The 17,033-nt window shown below is 60.5% G+C and carries 17 protein-coding genes and 1 tRNA gene; 5 read left to right on the top strand and 13 right to left on the bottom strand.

Annotation, left to right across the window (positions count from 1 at the left end):
• Positions 1–21 precede the first annotated feature (21 nt).
• The 4 genes from lepA (at position 22) to ACH6CV_RS04030 (ending at position 3,974) form a co-directional block, all read left to right on the top strand.
• A complete protein-coding gene (lepA, locus tag ACH6CV_RS04045) occupies positions 22–1,821 on the top strand; it encodes a translation elongation factor 4 (RefSeq protein WP_456356885.1) in 1,800 nt (599 codons plus the stop codon).
• A 70-nt stretch (positions 1,822–1,891) separates the two neighbouring features.
• Positions 1,892–2,392 carry a GNAT family N-acetyltransferase gene (locus tag ACH6CV_RS04040; RefSeq protein WP_456356884.1) on the top strand — a complete coding sequence of 167 codons (501 nt, stop codon included), beginning with the start codon at positions 1,892–1,894 and terminating at the stop codon, positions 2,390–2,392.
• A gap of 101 nt (positions 2,393–2,493) precedes the next feature.
• Positions 2,494–3,588: a radical SAM family heme chaperone HemW gene (gene hemW / locus ACH6CV_RS04035; RefSeq protein ID WP_456356883.1), complete on the top strand. Its 1,095-nt coding sequence runs from the start codon at positions 2,494–2,496 to the stop codon at positions 3,586–3,588.
• Positions 3,589–3,898: 310 nt separating this feature from the next.
• Positions 3,899–3,974 (top strand) — tRNA-Ala (locus tag ACH6CV_RS04030).
• Between the two features lie 105 nt (positions 3,975–4,079).
• Here ACH6CV_RS04030 and ACH6CV_RS04025 read toward each other — a convergent pair.
• The 11 genes from ACH6CV_RS04025 to ACH6CV_RS03975 form a co-directional block, all read right to left on the bottom strand.
• Entirely contained in the window at positions 4,080–4,400 is a 321-nt protein-coding gene (locus tag ACH6CV_RS04025; RefSeq protein ID WP_456356882.1) for a transposase, read from the bottom strand.
• Positions 4,387–4,947, bottom strand: a complete 561-nt coding sequence (locus ACH6CV_RS04020; protein WP_456356881.1) for a hypothetical protein — start codon at positions 4,945–4,947, stop codon at positions 4,387–4,389. Before ACH6CV_RS04020 ends, ACH6CV_RS04025 begins: the two co-directional genes overlap by 14 nt.
• A complete protein-coding gene (locus ACH6CV_RS04015; protein WP_456356880.1) occupies positions 4,944–5,174 on the bottom strand; it encodes a hypothetical protein in 231 nt (76 codons plus the stop codon). Before ACH6CV_RS04015 ends, ACH6CV_RS04020 begins: the two co-directional genes overlap by 4 nt.
• Positions 5,175–5,355: 181 nt before the next feature.
• Positions 5,356–6,093, bottom strand: coding sequence for a creatininase family protein (locus ACH6CV_RS04010; protein WP_456356879.1), 738 nt, complete (start codon positions 6,091–6,093; stop codon positions 5,356–5,358).
• Between the two features lie 61 nt (positions 6,094–6,154).
• A complete protein-coding gene (locus ACH6CV_RS04005; RefSeq protein WP_456356878.1) occupies positions 6,155–7,330 on the bottom strand; it encodes a M24 family metallopeptidase in 1,176 nt (391 codons plus the stop codon).
• A 14-nt stretch (positions 7,331–7,344) separates the two neighbouring features.
• A complete protein-coding gene (locus ACH6CV_RS04000; protein ID WP_456356877.1) occupies positions 7,345–7,662 on the bottom strand; it encodes an L-rhamnose mutarotase in 318 nt (105 codons plus the stop codon).
• A complete protein-coding gene (locus ACH6CV_RS03995) occupies positions 7,655–8,023 on the bottom strand; it encodes a sensory rhodopsin transducer (RefSeq protein ID WP_456356876.1) in 369 nt (122 codons plus the stop codon). The genes ACH6CV_RS04000 and ACH6CV_RS03995 overlap by 8 nt, the downstream gene beginning before the upstream one ends.
• Positions 8,024–8,123: 100 nt before the next feature.
• The gene (locus ACH6CV_RS03990; RefSeq protein WP_456356875.1) at positions 8,124–9,104 is read right to left on the bottom strand and encodes a substrate-binding domain-containing protein; all 981 of its coding nucleotides are present in this window, start codon (positions 9,102–9,104) and stop codon (positions 8,124–8,126) included.
• A gap of 52 nt (positions 9,105–9,156) precedes the next feature.
• Positions 9,157–10,119, bottom strand: a complete 963-nt coding sequence (locus tag ACH6CV_RS03985; RefSeq protein ID WP_456356874.1) for an ABC transporter permease — start codon at positions 10,117–10,119, stop codon at positions 9,157–9,159.
• Between the two features lie 19 nt (positions 10,120–10,138).
• Positions 10,139–11,617 carry a sugar ABC transporter ATP-binding protein gene (locus tag ACH6CV_RS03980; protein WP_456356902.1) on the bottom strand — a complete coding sequence of 493 codons (1,479 nt, stop codon included), beginning with the start codon at positions 11,615–11,617 and terminating at the stop codon, positions 10,139–10,141.
• A gap of 128 nt (positions 11,618–11,745) precedes the next feature.
• A complete protein-coding gene (locus ACH6CV_RS03975; protein WP_456356873.1) occupies positions 11,746–12,750 on the bottom strand; it encodes a LacI family DNA-binding transcriptional regulator in 1,005 nt (334 codons plus the stop codon).
• A 572-nt stretch (positions 12,751–13,322) separates the two neighbouring features.
• On the opposite strand from ACH6CV_RS03975, the gene ACH6CV_RS03970 reads away from it, so the two are divergent.
• Complete coding sequence (locus tag ACH6CV_RS03970; RefSeq protein ID WP_456356872.1) at positions 13,323–14,948, top strand: alkaline phosphatase; 1,626 nt, start codon at positions 13,323–13,325, stop codon at positions 14,946–14,948.
• Positions 14,949–15,211: 263 nt separating this feature from the next.
• On the opposite strand, the gene ACH6CV_RS03965 is transcribed toward ACH6CV_RS03970, so the two are convergent.
• Positions 15,212–16,114 (bottom strand): carbohydrate ABC transporter permease, encoded by a 903-nt coding sequence (locus ACH6CV_RS03965; protein WP_456356871.1) that lies wholly within the window; start codon positions 16,112–16,114, stop codon positions 15,212–15,214.
• The gene (locus ACH6CV_RS03960) at positions 16,114–16,998 is read right to left on the bottom strand and encodes a carbohydrate ABC transporter permease (protein WP_456356870.1); all 885 of its coding nucleotides are present in this window, start codon (positions 16,996–16,998) and stop codon (positions 16,114–16,116) included. Before ACH6CV_RS03960 ends, ACH6CV_RS03965 begins: the two co-directional genes overlap by 1 nt.
• Positions 16,999–17,033 lie beyond the last annotated feature (35 nt).

The raw sequence follows: 17,033 nt of genomic DNA, 5'->3' as shown, positions 1-17,033 counted from the left end.
CTCCCAAAGGAGCGTGGCCCCTTGAACCAGCTTAGGATCCGCAATTTCTGCATCATCGCACATATCGACCACGGCAAGTCCACACTGGCCGACCGGCTGCTCGAAGCGACCGGCGTCATGGCGACGCGCGACATGACCGAGCAGGTGCTCGACTCGATGGAACTCGAGCGCGAGCGCGGCATCACGATCAAGTCAAAGCCCGTGCGCCTGCCCTACACCGCGAGCGATGGCGAAACCTACGAGCTCAACCTGATCGATACGCCGGGCCACGTGGACTTCACCTACGAGGTCAGCCGCGCGCTGGCCGCGTGCGAGGGCGCGGTGCTGGTGGTGGACGCAAGCCAGGGCATCGAGGCGCAGACGCTGGCCAATGTGTACATGGCGCTGGATCACGACCTCGAGATCCTGCCGGTAATCAACAAGATCGACCTGCCGAGCGCCCAGCCCGACGTGGTCAAAAAGGAGATCGAGGACGAGATCGGGCTGGACACCGAGGGCTGCCCGCTGGTATCGGCCAAGCAGGGCATCGGCATCGAGGCGGTGCTCGAACAGATCGTCGCGCGCATCCCGCCGCCCAAGGGCGACCGCGAAGCGCCGCTCAAGGCGCTGATCTTCGACTCCTATTACGACAATTACCGCGGCGCGATCAGCTCGGTGCGCATCGTAGAGGGTACGATCCGCGTCGGCGACCGCATGCGCATGATGGCGAGCGGGCGCGAGTTCGACGTGACCGAGGTGGGCGCTTTCATCCCCGGCGGCTATCTGCCGACAAACACGCTGCTGGCGGGCGACGTGGGCTACGTGGCCGCGTCGATCAAGGACATCGCCGACATCCGCGTGGGCGACACGATCACGCTGTCGAATCACCCCGCGTCCTCTCCCCTGCCGGGCTACAAGAAGGTGCTGCCGATGGTGTACTGCGGCATCTACCCCGCCGACGGCGCGGAGTACGAGTCGCTGAAGGGCGCGCTCGAGAAGCTGCGCCTCAATGACGCGGCGCTGTCGTTCGAGCCCGAGACATCGGTGGCGCTCGGATACGGATTCCGCTGCGGCTTCCTGGGCCTTCTGCACATGGAGATCATCCAGCAGCGGCTCGAGCGCGAGTTCGACCTCGACCTCGTGACCACCGCGCCCAGCGTGGTCTACCATGTCGTCAAGACCGATGACACCAAGACCACGATCGACAACCCGACCAACCTGCCCCCGGTTCAGGAGATCGCGTGGATGGAGGAGCCGTATGTGGACGCGCAGGTGATCTCGCCCCAGGAGTACGTGGGCACGATCATGGAGCTGTGTCAGGACAAGCGCGGCACCTTCCGCGACATGAAGTACATCGAGGGCGGGCGCGTGCACCTGAGCTACGACCTGCCGCTCAACGAAGTGATCTACGACTTCTTCGACCAGCTCAAGAGCCGCACGCGCGGCTACGCCTCGTTCGACTACGAGCTCAAGGGCTACATGAAGAGCGACCTGGTCAAGCTGGACATGCTGCTCAACGGCGACATGTGCGACGCGCTCTCGATCATCGTACACCGCGACCGCGCCTATGCGCGCGGCCGCTCGATCGCCGAGAAGCTCAAGGACGCCATCCCGCGCCAGCTGTTCGAGATCCCGATCCAGGCCACGATCGGCGGCAAGGTCATCGCCCGCGAAACCGTCAAGGCCCTGCGCAAGGACGTGCTCGCCAAGTGCTACGGCGGCGACATCTCCCGCAAGAAAAAGCTGCTTGAAAAGCAAAAGGAAGGCAAGAAGCGCATGCGCCAGGTCGGGTCGGTGGAAGTGCCGAGCGAGGCGTTTATGACGGTGCTGAAGATGGATTAGGGTACGAGGGATGCCAAGGGAAACTGCCCCCTGGCATCCCTCCCCAAACAGAGATTTGGTGGGGGATGCAATGAACATCAAGGCATTATCGGCAGAATATGCGGTGAGAAAATTGAATGTGTCCGATGTTCCGGCAATATTCAGCCTCTGCCACGGCAATCCGATGTATTACCAACATTGTCCCCCCGCCTTGACGGTTGACGGCATTATGGCTGATATGACTGTGTTTCCACCCGGCAAAGCTCAAAAGGATAAGTACTATATTGGGTTTTTTGAAAATGGCGCCTTGCTTGCTGTGATGGATTTGATTGACGGTTATCCTGGCTCTGGGATCGCATTCATTGGTTTTTTCATGACCAACCGCGATTTGCAAGGCAAAGGTCTTGGCACAAAAATCATAACCGCTGCTTGCGATTATTTCAAAACGTCTGGATACTCGACGGTTTGTCTTGGCTACGCAAAGGGAAATCCTCAAAGCGAGAACTTTTGGCTGAAAAATGGGTTCGCCAAGACAGGGAAGGAAACACAGTGCGAAGGCTATGTAGCGGTTGGCATGGAGCGAATCTTATAAGCCAACGAGAGGCTGACAAATTCTAATTTGTCGCTTCGCCGGATCGTCCGAATTGTTGCCGGGCTATCCACTGTTCCAAATCTACCCAATGGGAGGCATCCATGCAGAAAGCCGCCCTCTACATTCATATCCCGTTCTGTGCGCGCAAGTGCGCCTACTGCGACTTCGCCTCCTACGCTGGGCGCGAGGGTGATTTTTCGCGCTATCTGGCCGCGCTCGAAGGGGAAATCCTCGCCGCCGCGCGCCGCTACGGACGGCTGAGCGTGCCCACGATCTACATCGGCGGCGGTACGCCGTCGATCCTTAAGAGCGACGCCTTGGTGCACCTGATCGCCATGGCGCGCGCGCTGTTCGCCGTCGAGCCGGACGCCGAAATCACGGTCGAAGCCAACCCCGGTACGCTCAACCCCGCGATGCTGCGCGATCTGCGGGCAGCGGGCGTAAACCGGCTGTCGATGGGCATGCAGGCGGCGCAGCCGCATCTGCTCGACTTGCTGGGCCGCATCCACAACCAGGCCGACGTCGAGCAGTCGGCCCGCTGGGCGCGCGCGGCGCTCTTCGACAACCTGAGCCTCGACTTGATGTACGCACTGCCCGGCCAGACAATGGCCGACTGGGTGGACACGCTCAAGGCGGCCATGGCGCTTCGGCCCGAGCACCTGTCCTGTTACAGCCTGATCCTGGAGCCGGGCACGCCGCTTGCGCTAAAAGTGGAGTCGGGCGCGCTCGAAACGCCTGGGGAGGACGCGGCGCTCGCCATGCAGCACGCCGCGGCGCGCATCCTGGCCCGGCGCGGCTACGCTCGCTATGAAATCTCGAACTACGCCCTCCCCGGCCGCGCCTGCCGCCACAACGAAGTCTACTGGGCGCGCGGCGACTACCTGGGCCTCGGGCTGTCCGCTCACTCGCTGATGAACGGGGAGCGCTTCGCCAACACCGATGCGCTGGACGACTACCTGGCGGGCGCACGCGAAATCAGCCGCGAACCCATCACCGCCGAGGCGGCGCGCGAAGAAGCCATCATGCTGGGCACGCGCACCGCGCGCGGCATCGACCTTGCGTTGGTCGCAGGCCGAGAGCAGGCACTCGTCCGCCTGACCGCGCTCGGCCTGATCGAGCGCACCGCAGACCGCCTGCGCCTGACCGATAAAGGCTTGGACGTGCACAACGCCGTGGTGCTGGAACTGATCGGCTAGGGGCTGTAGACACAGCCCGGCCCTCAACAATGAATTAACACGCTTACTTTCACATTTCGGGCAAAAACCAATTGCATTTTGGCGGTCCCCGTGCTATAATATCAAACTGTCGGGAGCAATCCCGCAACGCATGAGGCCCGAGCATCGCTGGCCGGGCGCACCTCCAGAAGTCTATCCTCGGAAACATTCCCCTGCATGGGATCGACCGAAAACCATAGATGGGCATCAGCGGACACGGCAACGGTATTTAATCCCCTAAGGTCAACGCAAGCCCATATCCTCGGCGATCGAGGCAACAAACTTCATATGTGGGGCCATAGCACAGTTGGTAGCGCGCTACGTTCGCATCGTAGAGGTCAGGGGTTCGAATCCCCTTGGCTCCACCACAATTTGTCTGAAAACGCCAGTTTTCGGACAAGTTTTTTATGTCAATTAACTGTCGGGCAGTCCGAAAAGCCCGATGATCGCGGTGAAAAGGGTTCTCCGACCCCTCAACCGGCGCGTTTTGCCTGGTTTTTCGCCCTTAGGTACATAAGAATGCCCGGGACGTCGCCGGGATTGTGCGTCGTAAGCTTGATTGATCTTCTGAGATTGTACGTCAGGAAGCTGAGCGCGATTTCGCCTGTCACTTTTTCCTTGCCGCGACACAGGAAGTGGTGCGCGCCGTCCGCCCACTTGACCGTTCCAAACGGGTGCTCCGACAGCTCTTTTCGCAGCTGCTGCTTTTGCATGTCCCGGCGGATGGTCAGCTTGACCTTACTTTGCGCGTGCTTCCACTTGCCGAAGTGGTTGTAGGGGCTACCGGGCCACATCCGGCAGCTGCTGGAGCGGGTACCTGGGGTCGCCGTACATGATGACGGGCACATAGGTGGAGTTGTAGCCGATGCTGACGGTCTTGGCGTTTTTCGAGTCGGTGCAGCGGTTTGGGCAGGTTCGGCAGGCCTCCCGGCTGCCATAGACGGTGCCGTACTTCTTGTCCGCGTGCTTGAACAATTGACGCCCCATCGGGCAGGTGACGGTGCCGTCCTCGTGCCGTATGAAGCAGCTGACCGCGCCGCGGTATTGCGCTTCTGCCCGGATGTTGGTCCCCTCGTAGCACTGAGGCAGTACGCCCGCTCTCAGGCAGTCCAGGATGTCCTCCGGCTTTGCGGAGGCGCGCTTCGCCTCGGATATCTCCATGGGCATGTGTTCCAGCGTGAAGACCCGTTCCTCCTTGTCGTACTTGAACCCCACGTCCGCAGAGACGCCGTTCAAAAGGCACTCCTCGATGTCCTCCCGGCTTTCGTCCCCCTTGTCCGCCACCACCCGGAGGGCTTCCAGCCCCATCGCCTGCTTTGTCTGCTCCGATACCTCGCTCAAAGATTCTGGTCGGTGTTGGCTGGCGTCACCAGAAACTCCGCGATCAGGTGGCTCCCACCGTCCACAGCCGTCTGCACGTTGTACACCGGGCGCAGTCCGTCCTTCGGGTGCAGCGTCCGGCACTCAGGATCGGTCTCCAGGATTTGTGTCTCGCCCTCGGCGAATCGCTTCTGGTAGCCGCGGTACTTCGCCGCGCGCTCCTTGAGTTCCCGAAGCTTCCCCGGCATCTCCCCCTTCGGAATATCCAGGTGCAGCGTCTCCCGGCTCTCATCATACCGCCCGTTGACCGGCGCTTAGAGAAAACCCTCTGGCCACCTCCTCATAGCTCAACTCATACACGCCCCTTTCCCCCCCTCTCCGGAAAAAGCATGTGCGTGCCCGACGCCGCTGCGAAATGATGTCCTTGACTCAGATGATGGTCTTTTTCAGATACTCGAGCGCCAGCGCCGCCATTTTTTCACCGAGCTCGGGGCTTGCGTCCTTCGCGGGGATGGCGAACCACTCGGTGTTCCAGGCGGCTCGTTCGAAATCGACGTTTTCGGGATAAACAGCGCTCAGGAGCGAGGTCTCGAACTTGCCAGCATGGTCGAAGCCGCCGCAGTCGATCTGCGCCTGCGCGTCCATCAGCGGCACGGTCTTGATAAACGTCAGCGGATTGAGGTCCGTTTCAAGGTTTTCATAGTAGTCCCGTGTGGAATTGTCGCCCCACCAGCCCATGCCGCGCGCCGTTTCCATATGGTCCATGGTGACCTTCTTGGCCGCCTTCATGCACGCGAGCGTCATCGGCATCAGCACGCCCGCCTCGCTCTGGTGGTGGTAGACAAGGTAGATGTTCCGCCAGCCGCCCAGCACGAGGGATTTCAAAATCTCGGTCAAGTACGCCTCATATGCATCGACATCGACTTGGATCGTGCCCTTTTCAGGGCCCGAAACGGCGTAGCTCGCCACGCCGTACCAGATCGGCGGCGCGACGACGACCTCCTTTTGTGCTCCCAGGCGCTCGAGAACGCCGGTTATGACCATGGTGTCGCAGCCACAGCTCGCATGCTCGGCGTGGTACTCAATCGTGCCTATCGGGATGATGAGCGGCACACGCCGCTTCTTCGCGTCCTCGATCTCGCGGTAAAACATATCGATCAGGTTCATATCGCGCTTCCTTTCCTTTGATGAAAAGGAGCCGCCCGGCGTGCGGACGGCTCCACGGAGGTCAGAATTCCAGCTCGTAGAGCTTCCCGATGGGCGCGCTCAGCACGTCGCACCCGCGCTCCGTAACCGCGACGCCCTTTTCCCAGCGTACCCCGAAGGTGTCGGTGGAGATGTAGGTGTCGACCTGGAAGGTCATGTTCGGCTCAAGGTAGTAGTCGGAGCTGGTTTCGACCCACGGTGCCTCGACCTCGATCATGCCGGTGCCGTGCATCGGTCCGTAGACAAAGTTGTCCTTGTAGCCGTTGTCGGCGTAGTATTGGTAAAACTTCTTCGCGATGTCTGCGGCGAAGACGCCGGACTTAATCTGCTCCGTCGTCCAGTTGTGCGCCTCAAGCCCGAACATCACCACTTCGCGGCGCTTGCCCTCGAGTTTGCCGAGTACGATGGGGTAGCCGATCGCCGCGGAATAGCCGTCGATCTTCGCCGACAGGTTCAGCTGCACGATATCACCCTTTTCGAACTTGCGGTAGCTCGAGCGCGAGATGGCGTGGCGCGTGGACGCCTCGGAGAACACATACATCGGCAGCCCCTCGTACTCCGCGCCGTTTTCGTAGATCACGCGCTGCGCGATGCCGACCGCCTGTAATTCCGTCATGCCGGGACGAATTTCCTTGATGACCTGCTGGGTCGCGAGGTCGGCGATGCGGTAGCCTTCGCGCAGGCACGCGATTTCGTTTGCGGACTTAATGCGGCGAAGCTCGACCATGATGTGGTCCGCGCGCACGATCTTTGCCTCCGGGAACGCATCCTTGATGCCCTCCATGATGACGACCGAGGTATCCAGATAGCTTGCCACGCCGATGCGCAGCTGCTTGCCGGTCACGCCGATTGCCTTGAACACGTCATGGAAGCTGCTCGCCTGAAACTCCGGATACGCCGGGTCCGCGCCCTCGCGGTACTCCTTCAGCACAAACAGCTTGTCGAGCTTCGAGCGGTCGCCCGCGAAGTGCCTCGACTCCGGTCCACACATCAACGCGGCTTCTCCGCCCGCCGAGATCGCCACGCCCGCGCGCTCAAACAGCGGCCAGTAGCCGGAAAAGTAGCGGGGATTAGCGTAGTCCGCCTCGTTGCCGTTGATGATCAGAGCGTCCAAACCTTCGCGCCGAATCAGCGCCGCCGCGCGCGAAACGCGCTCCATGTACTCACTTTTCGGGATGAAGATACTTCCGTGTTCCATGCTGTCCATCTCCTTTACGCTTGGTAAAATATTTCCACGAGGTCCTCGTAGTAGATGCCCCGGCCGTGGTGTAGAAAGCAGGGCTTGGTGTGCGCCCACCAGCGCTGGGTCACCGGATCCGCCTCCATTTTGCGCATGTCCCCCTGGTAGTCGTCGCCGGTGTATTCGAAATATGAAATGACCATATTCCCCAGGATGTAAATCGAGTAGTTTTCGAGGTTGCAGTCTGCGATGGTATCCAAAACCTCCGCCCACACCGACGCGTGTAGCTGTCGGTATTCGTCGATCCGGTTTGGCTTCAGGAACGCGCGCTGGCAAAAACGCCTACGCATCGAAGGGATACCCCATCGTCGTATAGTAGGCGAGGTTCTGCTGCCGCGCATCCAGCCTTCCATACTGCGCAATCACCGGCACGTCGCTTTCAACCTTCGCCGCGTACTGCAGCGAAAGCGGCAGCGTATGTTCGCCGAAGTGATCCGGGTTGTGCGTCTGGAAGCACTGGACGCGCTCGCCCCCGACGGTCATGCGAATGCCGCGAACCGGCGCGCGATCCTCGAAGTACAGCGTGAACTCGATGTGCGCGTCCGCTTCGTTCGGGTTGAGGATGACATAGGACTCGTGCCCCTGCATAGGGCTATCGCCCAGCGGTGGACGGTCGCCGTCCGGGAAAAACCAGAGCTTCTTACCGTGCATGGTTCTCCTCCTCGGTGGATTTCTATCGGAAGACCTCTGCGCCTCGTTCCCATGTTCATGCGATCCGAGGAAGGGGGCGGAAATCCGCCCCCCCGGGCGATCAGTCGTACAGAAGCGGAGCGATGTGACCCTCGTCCATGTTGGTGGCGTCGTACCAGTAGCAGCCCGTGTCGACGACAATGGTGCCATTTTCGTCAACCGCTCCCTTGATCTCCTCGCCCAGCACCAGCTTGCATGCGGTCGCGACCGCCGCATAGCCCATGCCGACCGGGTCCTGAGTGATCGCACCGGCGATCTCGCCGTTGCGTACGCCAGCCTTCAGCGCCGCGGAGGAGTCAAACCCGATCAGCATGACCTTGCCGATCATGTTGATTTCCTTGAGCCCGTTGTACGCGCCGACGCACGCGCCCTCGTTGGAGGCGTAGATGAGGGCGATGTCTGGGTTCGCAACCAGCATGGACTTCGCGATGTCGGCGGACTTGAGATGATCGCCGTCGCCGTACTGCGTGTCCACGATTTCGATGGCCGAGTTTGCCTTGATGTAGTCGATAAAGCCCTGAACGCGTGCCACAGCGTCGACGACGGTCTGCGAATGCCCGACCACGGCGACCTTGCCCTTGCCGTTCAAAAGCCGGATGGCGTTCTCGGCGGCGAGCTCGCCGGCAGCGTAGTTGGACGTCGAGCAGTGCGCGTTCGCAATCGCGCCTACGCCGGCGTCAAAACCCACGATCGGCATGCCCTTTTCCTTAACCGCGGTCAGGTCGGAGAGCACGGACTGTTCGTCAATCGCCGCCATGCAAACCGCGATCAGGTTTTCGTCGGTCAGGTTGGCGCGCAGGATGTCCACCTGCTTGTCCACCATGGTTTCCTCCTGCGGTCCGTCAAAGACGATGGTCACGCCGTATTCCTCGGCGGCCTGCTCCGCGCCCATCCTGACCGCCTGCCAGAACTGGTGCGCCACGCCCAGCGGGATGACCGGGATGAATCCGCCCTCGAGCGGCTTTGCCTCCGCCAGCGCGGGAACCGCCATGGCGGAAACGAGCATGATGAGCGTCAGAACCAGTGACAGAACCATTTTCATGAACCATACCTCCCTTTATTCTGTACCCGCTTCCTCGCGGGATTTGGCCGAATCAATCCGTCCTGCCGCGCTTGCGCAGCAGGTCAAAATACACCGCGCCCGCGAGCACCGTGCCGGTGACTACCGTCTGCCACTCGGTCGACACCGCCATTGAGCGAAGTCCGTTGCTTAAAACCGAAATGATGAACGCGCCGATGACGACCCCGAAGATCGAGCCCTCGCCGCCCGACATCGAGGTCCCGCCGATGACGGCGGCAGCGATTGCCTCGGACTCGTAGCCCGCGCCGAGCTGCGGCTGCGCGGATCCGAGCCGCGAGGACATAATAAGCCCGGCAAAAGCGCTGAACAGACCGCTGACCATGTAGACGAGTATCTTCCATCGGTCGGTGTTGATGCCGGAAAGCCGCGCCGCCTCCTCGTTGGAGCCGATCGCCTGCGTGTAGCGCCCAAAAAGCGTCCGCGAATACAGTATGTAGGCAATGGCGATTCCGAGAATAAACAGCGCAAACGCGTTGTAGAAGCCGTCGATGCCGAGGAAACTTCCGAGCGCGATCGCCTGATAACCCGGTTCGGCGGTGAAGTACACCGGCTTGATGCCGGAAACCACCAGCGACAAGCCCTTGGTCATCATCTGCATCGCAAGCGTCGCAATGAACGGCGGAAGCTTCATCTTCGCGACCGCAAAGCCGCTCACGCCGCCGCACACCGCGCCCACCACGAAGCTGAACGCGATGGCAAGCCCAATCGGGAACCCCCAGCGCGTGAAGGCGATGCCGCTCATGACGCAGCTGAAGGTCATGGTCGTACCAATCGAAAGATCGATACCCGCCGTCGTGATGACAAAAGTCACCGCAATTGCCAGAAGTCCGTTAACACAGGTCGAAAGCGCAATCGTCATGATGTTGACCCAACTCGCGAACCCCGGCTTCATCGCCGTGAAAAACACGAACATCGCGATCAGCACGCATATGATGATCAGAAGCTGTGCCATTGCCTTGCTCTTTGTACGGTTCATTTTCTTCGCCTCCAACGCGCTATGCTTCGCGTATCGTCGCGTACTGCATGATGGTCGTCTGGTCGATTCCATCGCCTGCAATTTCGCCGGTGATTCGCCCCTCGCACATCACAATCACGCGGTTACTGACACGGATGATCTCCGGAAGTTCCGAAGAAATCATGATAATCGCCTTGCCGGACGCCGCGAGCTGATCGAGCAGCTTGTAAATTTCACTCTTCGCGCCGACGTCTATGCCGCGCGTCGGCTCGTCAAAGATCAAAACGTCGCAGTTTCGGGTCAGCCACTTTGCCAGCACAACCTTCTGCTGGTTCCCGCCGGACAGGAAGCGTACGAGCTGCTTGACCGTCGGCGTCTTGATGGAAAGGCTTTCCGCCATGTCGCGCGCATGCCTCGCCTCGCGCCGGTCGCTCAAGAAAAACCCGCCGGCGAGGAATTTGCGCATCGTCGCAATGGACACATTCGTTTCGACGCTCATCCCCAGCATCAGCCCGTAGCGCTTGCGGTCCTCGGACAAATACGCAATGCCGTTTCGAACCGCGTCCTCCGGGGTTCGGATGTCCGCCTTCTTGCCGTTTACGAAGATCTCGCCGGTTGTTCTGCGATCCGCGCCGAAGATCGCGCGCGCGGTTTCTGTCCTGCCCGCGCCGACGAGCCCTGCGATTCCCAAGATCTCTCCCTTGCGCACCGAGAACGACACACCCCGCACCATGCGCCCGCGGTTGATATTCCTGACCTCGAGCGCGATCTTTGCTCCATCCGGAACCTGCCGCTCGCTGCGGGTGATGAAGATCTCGCGCCCGACCATCATCGAGATGATCTGCTTGACGGTCGCATCCTCGGTTGCGACGGTGCCGACATAGCCGCCGTCGCGCATGACGGTGATACGGTCGGAAATCTGCTTGAGCTCCTCAAGCCTGTGCGATATGTAGATAATTCCCTTGCCCTCGGAACGCAGCATCCGGATCACGCGGAACAGGTCCTCGATCTCCTTGTCTGTCAGCGGTGCGGTCGGCTCGTCCATAATCAACGCATCGGAATTGTATGAAAGCGCCTTGGCGATCTCGACCATCTGCTGCTTTGCAACCGTCAGGCTTCCCACGCGCACCGTCGGGTTGATGTCGACATTCAGCCGGTCGAAAAGGTCGCGCGCGCGGCGGTTGAGCTGCGCATCGTTTATGAAGATGCCCGCGCGCTTTTCTTCGCGCCCGATGAAGATGTTCTGCGCCACCGTCAGGTGATTCATCAGGTTGAACTCCTGGTGAATCATGGCGATGCCGAGCAGCTGGCTCTTGCGTACGTCGTCGATTTCGACCGGGCTTCCCCGCAGGAAGATACTGCCCGTGTCCTTGGTGTACACGCCGGTCAGTACCTTCATCAGCGTCGACTTACCCGCGCCGTTCTCACCCACCAGCGCGTGGACCTCGCCGGCGTTGAGCTGGAAGGACACGTTTTGGAGCGCCTTGACCCCCGGGAACTCCTTGGAGATGCCCTCCATGCGGATCAGTTCCTGTACCACCTTCGCTTCACTTCCTTCGACATGAGTTTTGAGTGATAGGATTTGAGCAATCGTTTGCGCAAACCGGCAAAAAAACCGCGGCCTCCATTTTTCGACAATTTACACCGTTACCAGGAGTTGCCGTCTGAGAGCGTCGGTTCAAGCACGATGTGATGGGTTTGTGTTGGTTCGGTTTTTCCGGAAAGCTTACGCAGAATGATCTGGGCGGACTGGAAGCCGATTTCGAATGCGGGTTGATTGATGCAGGAGATAAGCGGCACGATCAAACCGGAGTGGTCCTCGGCGTCAAAGGCGGCGACCGCAATGTCCCGCGGCACTTCGAGCCCCATTTCACGCACAGCGTTCAGCGCGCCGTAGGTCATGTAGTTGTTGGCGATCAGCATCGCCTCCGGACGGTCTTCACGCAAAAGCACGGCGCGCATGTGCGCGTAGCCGGATGCGAAGCGGAAGTCCCCCTCGACGACCCAGTTTTTCTCGGGCGCGACGCCCGCTTCCTTGAGCGCATCCTTGTAGCCGCGAAGTCGCAACCGACCGGAACTCTGCGTCAGAGGTCCCGTAATCATGCCAATGCGCCGATAGCCGCGTGCAAGCACCTCCCGCGTCAGGCGGTACGCCGCCGCGCGGTTATCGATAGACACGAAGTCTGCCGCATGGGATTCCGAGGGCAGGTTGTCGATGAATACCACCGGGGTGTTGAGCCGCCGGTAGGGGAGCACGCCCTCCGGACGGTTGCTGACGGTCGCGAGGATCAGCCCGGACACCTGCTTTTCGAGCAGCGTGCGCAGCGATTCCTCCTCGATTTCCGGACTCTCGTCTGAGTTGCACACCATAAGCGTGTAGCTGTTTTCGCGGCACGCGCCCTGCGCGCCCTTGATGACCGAAGCAAAGAAGCTGTTGGTGATGTCGGGAACGAGGATGCCGATGTTCTTCGCGTCGCGAAGCCTGAGCGAGCGCGCCACGGCGTTTACCGTGTAGTCGGACTCCTTGACCGCCTCCAGCACGCGTCTGCGGGTCTTCTCCCCCACGCGACCGTTGCCGCTCAGCGCGCGCGAGACGGTGGATATGGAAAGCCCGAGCTTTTTCGCAATGTCCTCCAATTTCACCGCGTTCACGGGCGCAACCCACCTTTAACCTTCTCCCTGATTTTGTGCTCATTATACCAGATACCAAACGATTGCGCAATAGCATTTTGCCGGAAATTTATGTTAATTTTGAATATAGGCGCGCAAGCACGCCGTAAGCGCAGAATAAAGCGGCGCCTTGAAACAGAGCGAGGGACAATGTGATAATAGGCTCCAAGGGATTCGAACTGGAGTGAATACCGGAAACTTGGACTCCCAGAGAATCGAAAGGCGTCTACTGGAGATGGCCAAGGCAGCTTATATCAGCCGAAATCATGAACGCGTTCATCGGGCGAGCGGATTATTCGTCCTGGCGCAGCATGAAAACGCAGGCGCAGCGGCGCTGCACCGAGGCTTTCAGCTTTGCTCCGGCGGAACCCTCAGCGCCGTTCGGTGCCGCACGGTGCGGCAGGGGGAAAAGACGCCGCCCGATGAATGCGGGCATGGTCGAGATTGATATAAGCCGGTCTGTAGAATTTACACGCGCCTGACCTATACCATATCGCCACCATATCTTCCTCATGTACCATGATTTCGGAAAAAGGAAATGAGGAGGATGAGTTATGAAGCTCAAATCTGCACTGGGTCTCCTGTTGACTATCGCGATGCTCTTGGCGACGGTGTCCGCGTTCGCGGGCGGGCTCGATTCGGTCGTCGTGGACAAACCGGTCAAAAACGTGATCCTGTTGATCCCCGACGGCATGAGCACCGACGGCGTCACGCTGGCCCGGTGGTACCGGGGCGGACAGGCGCTCAACATGGATGAACTAGCCAGCGGCCTGGTGCGCACCTACTCCGCCGACGCCGCCATCGCCGATTCCGCACCCGCCGGCACGGCCATGGCCACCGGGCACAAGTCCCACACCGGCTTCGTGGGCGTACTGCCGCAGGAGAATACCATGCCCGGCCTCGCGCCCCTCGCGCCGGAAGATACGTTAAAGCCGGTCGCCTCGATCCTGGAGGCGGCGAAGCTTGCCGGCAAGGCGACGGGGCTCATTGCCACCAGCGAGATCATGCACGCCACGCCCGCCGATTTCTCGGCGCATGACCCCAGCCGCAAGAATTACGACGCGCTGTCCGAGCAGCAGGCGCATCAGGACATCGACGTCGTGCTGGGCGCAGGCTCGAAGTTCCTCGAGGCTGCGAACCGCAAGGACGGCGACGACATCCTCAGCGTGATTCGGGAAAAGTACCAGTACGTCACCACGCCCGCCGAACTCGCCGCCATCACCTCCGGCAAGGTGTGGGGCATGTTCGCAGAAGATTCGCTGGCATACGACATGGACCGCAATCCGGATGAGGAACCTTCGCTCGGCGAGATGACCAAGAAGGCCATCGAGTTGCTCTCTCAGGACGAGGACGGCTTCTTTTTGATGGTGGAAGGCAGCAAGGTGGACTGGGCCGCCCACGCCAACGACCCGGTCGGCATCATCTCGGACGTGCTCGCGTTTGACGAGGCGATGGGCGTCGCGCTCAACTTCGCCAAGCAGGACGGCCATACGCTGATCGTCTCCGCCACCGACCATGGCAACAGCGGCATCACCATCGGCAGCGCCGACACCACCGGCGACTACGATAAGCGCCCGCTGTCCGACTTCATCGACCCGCTGCTCAAGGCCAGGCTGACCGGCGAGGGCATCGAGAGCCTGCTGAACGAGGATCGCTCCAACGCGGCGGAAGTCATAGCCGAGCGCTTCGGCATCACCGATCTGACCGACGGGGAAATCGCAACCATCAAGCAAGCCGAGGCCGGCTCGATGAATTACGCCGTCGGCCCGATGATCGGCAGGCGCGCAAACATCGGGTTCACCACCGGTGGCCACACCGGCGGCGACGTGACGCTCTACGTTTTCGCGCCCGAGGGCCTCACCCAGTTGACCGGCACCGTGGAGAACACCGACATCGCCCGCTATATGGAAAAGGCCATGGGCGTCGATCTGGACGCGGCAACGCAGAAGCTGTTCGTACGCGCGATCCCGGCCTTTGAGGCCAAGGGCGCGACTGTGACCTTCGACGAATCGGACGCGGCCAACCCCGCCATCGTCGTGAAAAAGGACGACGCGGAACTGCGCATGATCGTCAACCGCAACGCCGCCACCTTGAACGGCGAGACCGTGACGCTGGATGGCGTGGTGGTGAACAGCGGCGACCTGTATGTACCGCAGGGCGCGGTTGACCTTATCAAGTAATGCAGGAGAATCGGCTGTCCAACCTGCGGCCTGGGCGGCGAGAACAGCGGCCGCATGCGCGGCGTGCGCGTGTTCGAGCCGGATCAGAGCGACTTGGCGACGTTCGCGGCGAGGATGGTCTATGCGGTCGAGCTGGGGAGTAAGTAAGCACCTCAATCCGTTCAAGCGCCCGATATCGCCCAGTGTTGATCGGCGGTTGTAACCCACATCACAAAGCGGCCCGTTTCGATACGAAACGAGCCGCTCAGCCCGTCAACAAATGGCTACTTGATCGACCCCTCGACCATCCCCTTGATGATGTACTTCTGTGCGAACAGAAACAGCACGATGATCGGCACCATGGCCAGCATGGCGCTGGTGAGGATCAGGTCCCACTGCTTGAGGTACGAACCAACGAACGCGGTGACCGCGAGCGGGATGGTCTGCACCTGGCTGTTCGAGCCGAGTACGAGCAGCGGCAACAGGTAGTCGTTCCAGATCCAGATGCCGTTTAGGATCAGCACCGTCACCGCCACCGGCTGCAGCAGCGGCAGCACGATCCTGAAGAAGGTCGCAGACTGGCTGCATCCGTCGATCGTCGCGGCCTCCTCCAATTCCATCGGCACGCCCTTGATGAAGCCGTGCAGCACGAACACCGACAGCGAGCAGCCAAAACCCAGGTAGGCGAACACGATGCCCTGGTAGGTACCCAAGAGCGGAATGCCGGTGCCGGTGCCGAGGATGCGCAGCCAGCGCACCAACGGGAACATGACCACCTGGAACGGGATGACCATGGCCGCCACGAACGCCATGAAGATGATCGTGGACCAGCGCGTCTTGTTGCGCACCAGCACCCACGCACACATCGAAGAGCACAGCAGGATGACCGCAAGCGACACCGTGGTGATGATTACCGAATCGATGAACGCGCCCACATAATCGGTGGTGGGGTTGTTGAAGATTTTGACGATGTTGGTGAGCATCTGGCCCCAATTGGCCGGCCAGGCGGTGGCGCTCAGGATGATCTCTCGCGCGTCCTTGGCGGAATTCAGCACGACCATCCAGAATGGCATCAGGAACAGGAGGAACAGGATAATGCCGACCGCTTCCACCGCAATCTTGCCAGCGCGGCGCGAACGTCCGTCCCGGGAACCGACGGCGTCCAGCATCATGGGATTCTTGGCCATTATGCCTCCACCTCCTTGCGCTTGTTGAAGTAGACCTGCACAAGCGAGAACACGACCAGGACCAGGAAGAAGACCACCGACTTGGCCTGGGCCTCGGCCATCTTGTTCGCGGCGTTGGCCGTCGCGTAGATGTCCATCGCCAACAGCTGGCTGGCCTTGACCGCGCCGCCCATGAAACGGGCGCTGGGGCCGCCGTTGGTCAGCGTAAAGTTCATGTCAAACTGCTTGAATGAATTGGTCAGCGTCAGGAACAGCGAGATCGTGAAGGCATTGGCCATCATCGGGATCAGCACACGACGCAGCCGCGTAAAGTAGTTGGCTCCATCCACCGACGCGGCCTCCATGACCGAGGCGGGCACCGACTGGATCGACGCCACGTAGATCAGCATGATATAGCCGGCATACTGCCAGGTGTTGACAAGGCTCATCGCCCAGATGACCGTATCGGTGCGGGCAATCAGCGACTTCGCGAGGAAGGGGAAGGCCGTCCCCGCCAGCGTGAACACATTGTTAAACAAGAACTGCCAGATGTAGCCCAGCACGATGCCGCCGATCAGGTTGGGCACGAAGAAGCCGGCGCGGTAGAGGTTCCGAAGCCGCGATTGCCCGGTGACCAACAGCGATAAGAAGAAGCTGACCACATTGACCAGCACCACATTGATTGCGGTGTAGGATACCGTAATCATGAACGAATACAGAAACTGCGGTTGCCGGAACATGCCTCGGAAGTTTTCAAGGCCGACGAAGGTGATCGTCTCGCGCACGCCGTTCCAATCGGTCATCGAATAGTAGATGCCCAGGAAAAACGGGCAAATAATCACCATAACGAAGGCGAATAGACAGGGCAACATGAACACAATGTCAACCGACATTTTGCGCTTCAAGGCTTAGAACCCCCTTTATGGCGCGGGCAAGCCCG

It is taken from the genome of Anaerozeibacter quisquiliarum (assembly GCF_051162045.1).
GTDB lineage: Bacteria > Bacillota > Clostridia > Christensenellales > Aristaeellaceae > Anaerozeibacter > Anaerozeibacter quisquiliarum.
This window is presented reverse-complemented; position numbering and strand designations above follow the sequence as displayed.

Coding starts and splice junctions, on each gene's coding strand:
- ACH6CV_RS04040 (WP_456356884.1), top strand. CDS start 1,892: ATGAACATCAAGGCATTATCGGCAGAATATGCGGTGAGAAAATTGAAT.
- hemW (WP_456356883.1), top strand. CDS start 2,494: ATGCAGAAAGCCGCCCTCTACATTCATATCCCGTTCTGTGCGCGCAAG.
- ACH6CV_RS04025 (WP_456356882.1), bottom strand. CDS start 4,400: ATGTGGCCCGGTAGCCCCTACAACCACTTCGGCAAGTGGAAGCACGCG.
- ACH6CV_RS04015 (WP_456356880.1), bottom strand. CDS start 5,174: ATGCCGGGGAAGCTTCGGGAACTCAAGGAGCGCGCGGCGAAGTACCGC.
- ACH6CV_RS04010 (WP_456356879.1), bottom strand. CDS start 6,093: ATGAACCTGATCGATATGTTTTACCGCGAGATCGAGGACGCGAAGAAG.
- ACH6CV_RS04005 (WP_456356878.1), bottom strand. CDS start 7,330: ATGGAACACGGAAGTATCTTCATCCCGAAAAGTGAGTACATGGAGCGC.
- ACH6CV_RS04000 (WP_456356877.1), bottom strand. CDS start 7,662: ATGCGTAGGCGTTTTTGCCAGCGCGCGTTCCTGAAGCCAAACCGGATC.
- ACH6CV_RS03995 (WP_456356876.1), bottom strand. CDS start 8,023: ATGCACGGTAAGAAGCTCTGGTTTTTCCCGGACGGCGACCGTCCACCG.
- ACH6CV_RS03990 (WP_456356875.1), bottom strand. CDS start 9,104: ATGAAAATGGTTCTGTCACTGGTTCTGACGCTCATCATGCTCGTTTCC.
- ACH6CV_RS03985 (WP_456356874.1), bottom strand. CDS start 10,119: ATGAACCGTACAAAGAGCAAGGCAATGGCACAGCTTCTGATCATCATA.
- ACH6CV_RS03980 (WP_456356902.1), bottom strand. CDS start 11,617: ATGGAGGGCATCTCCAAGGAGTTCCCGGGGGTCAAGGCGCTCCAAAAC.
- ACH6CV_RS03970 (WP_456356872.1), top strand. CDS start 13,323: ATGAAGCTCAAATCTGCACTGGGTCTCCTGTTGACTATCGCGATGCTC.
- ACH6CV_RS03965 (WP_456356871.1), bottom strand. CDS start 16,114: ATGGCCAAGAATCCCATGATGCTGGACGCCGTCGGTTCCCGGGACGGA.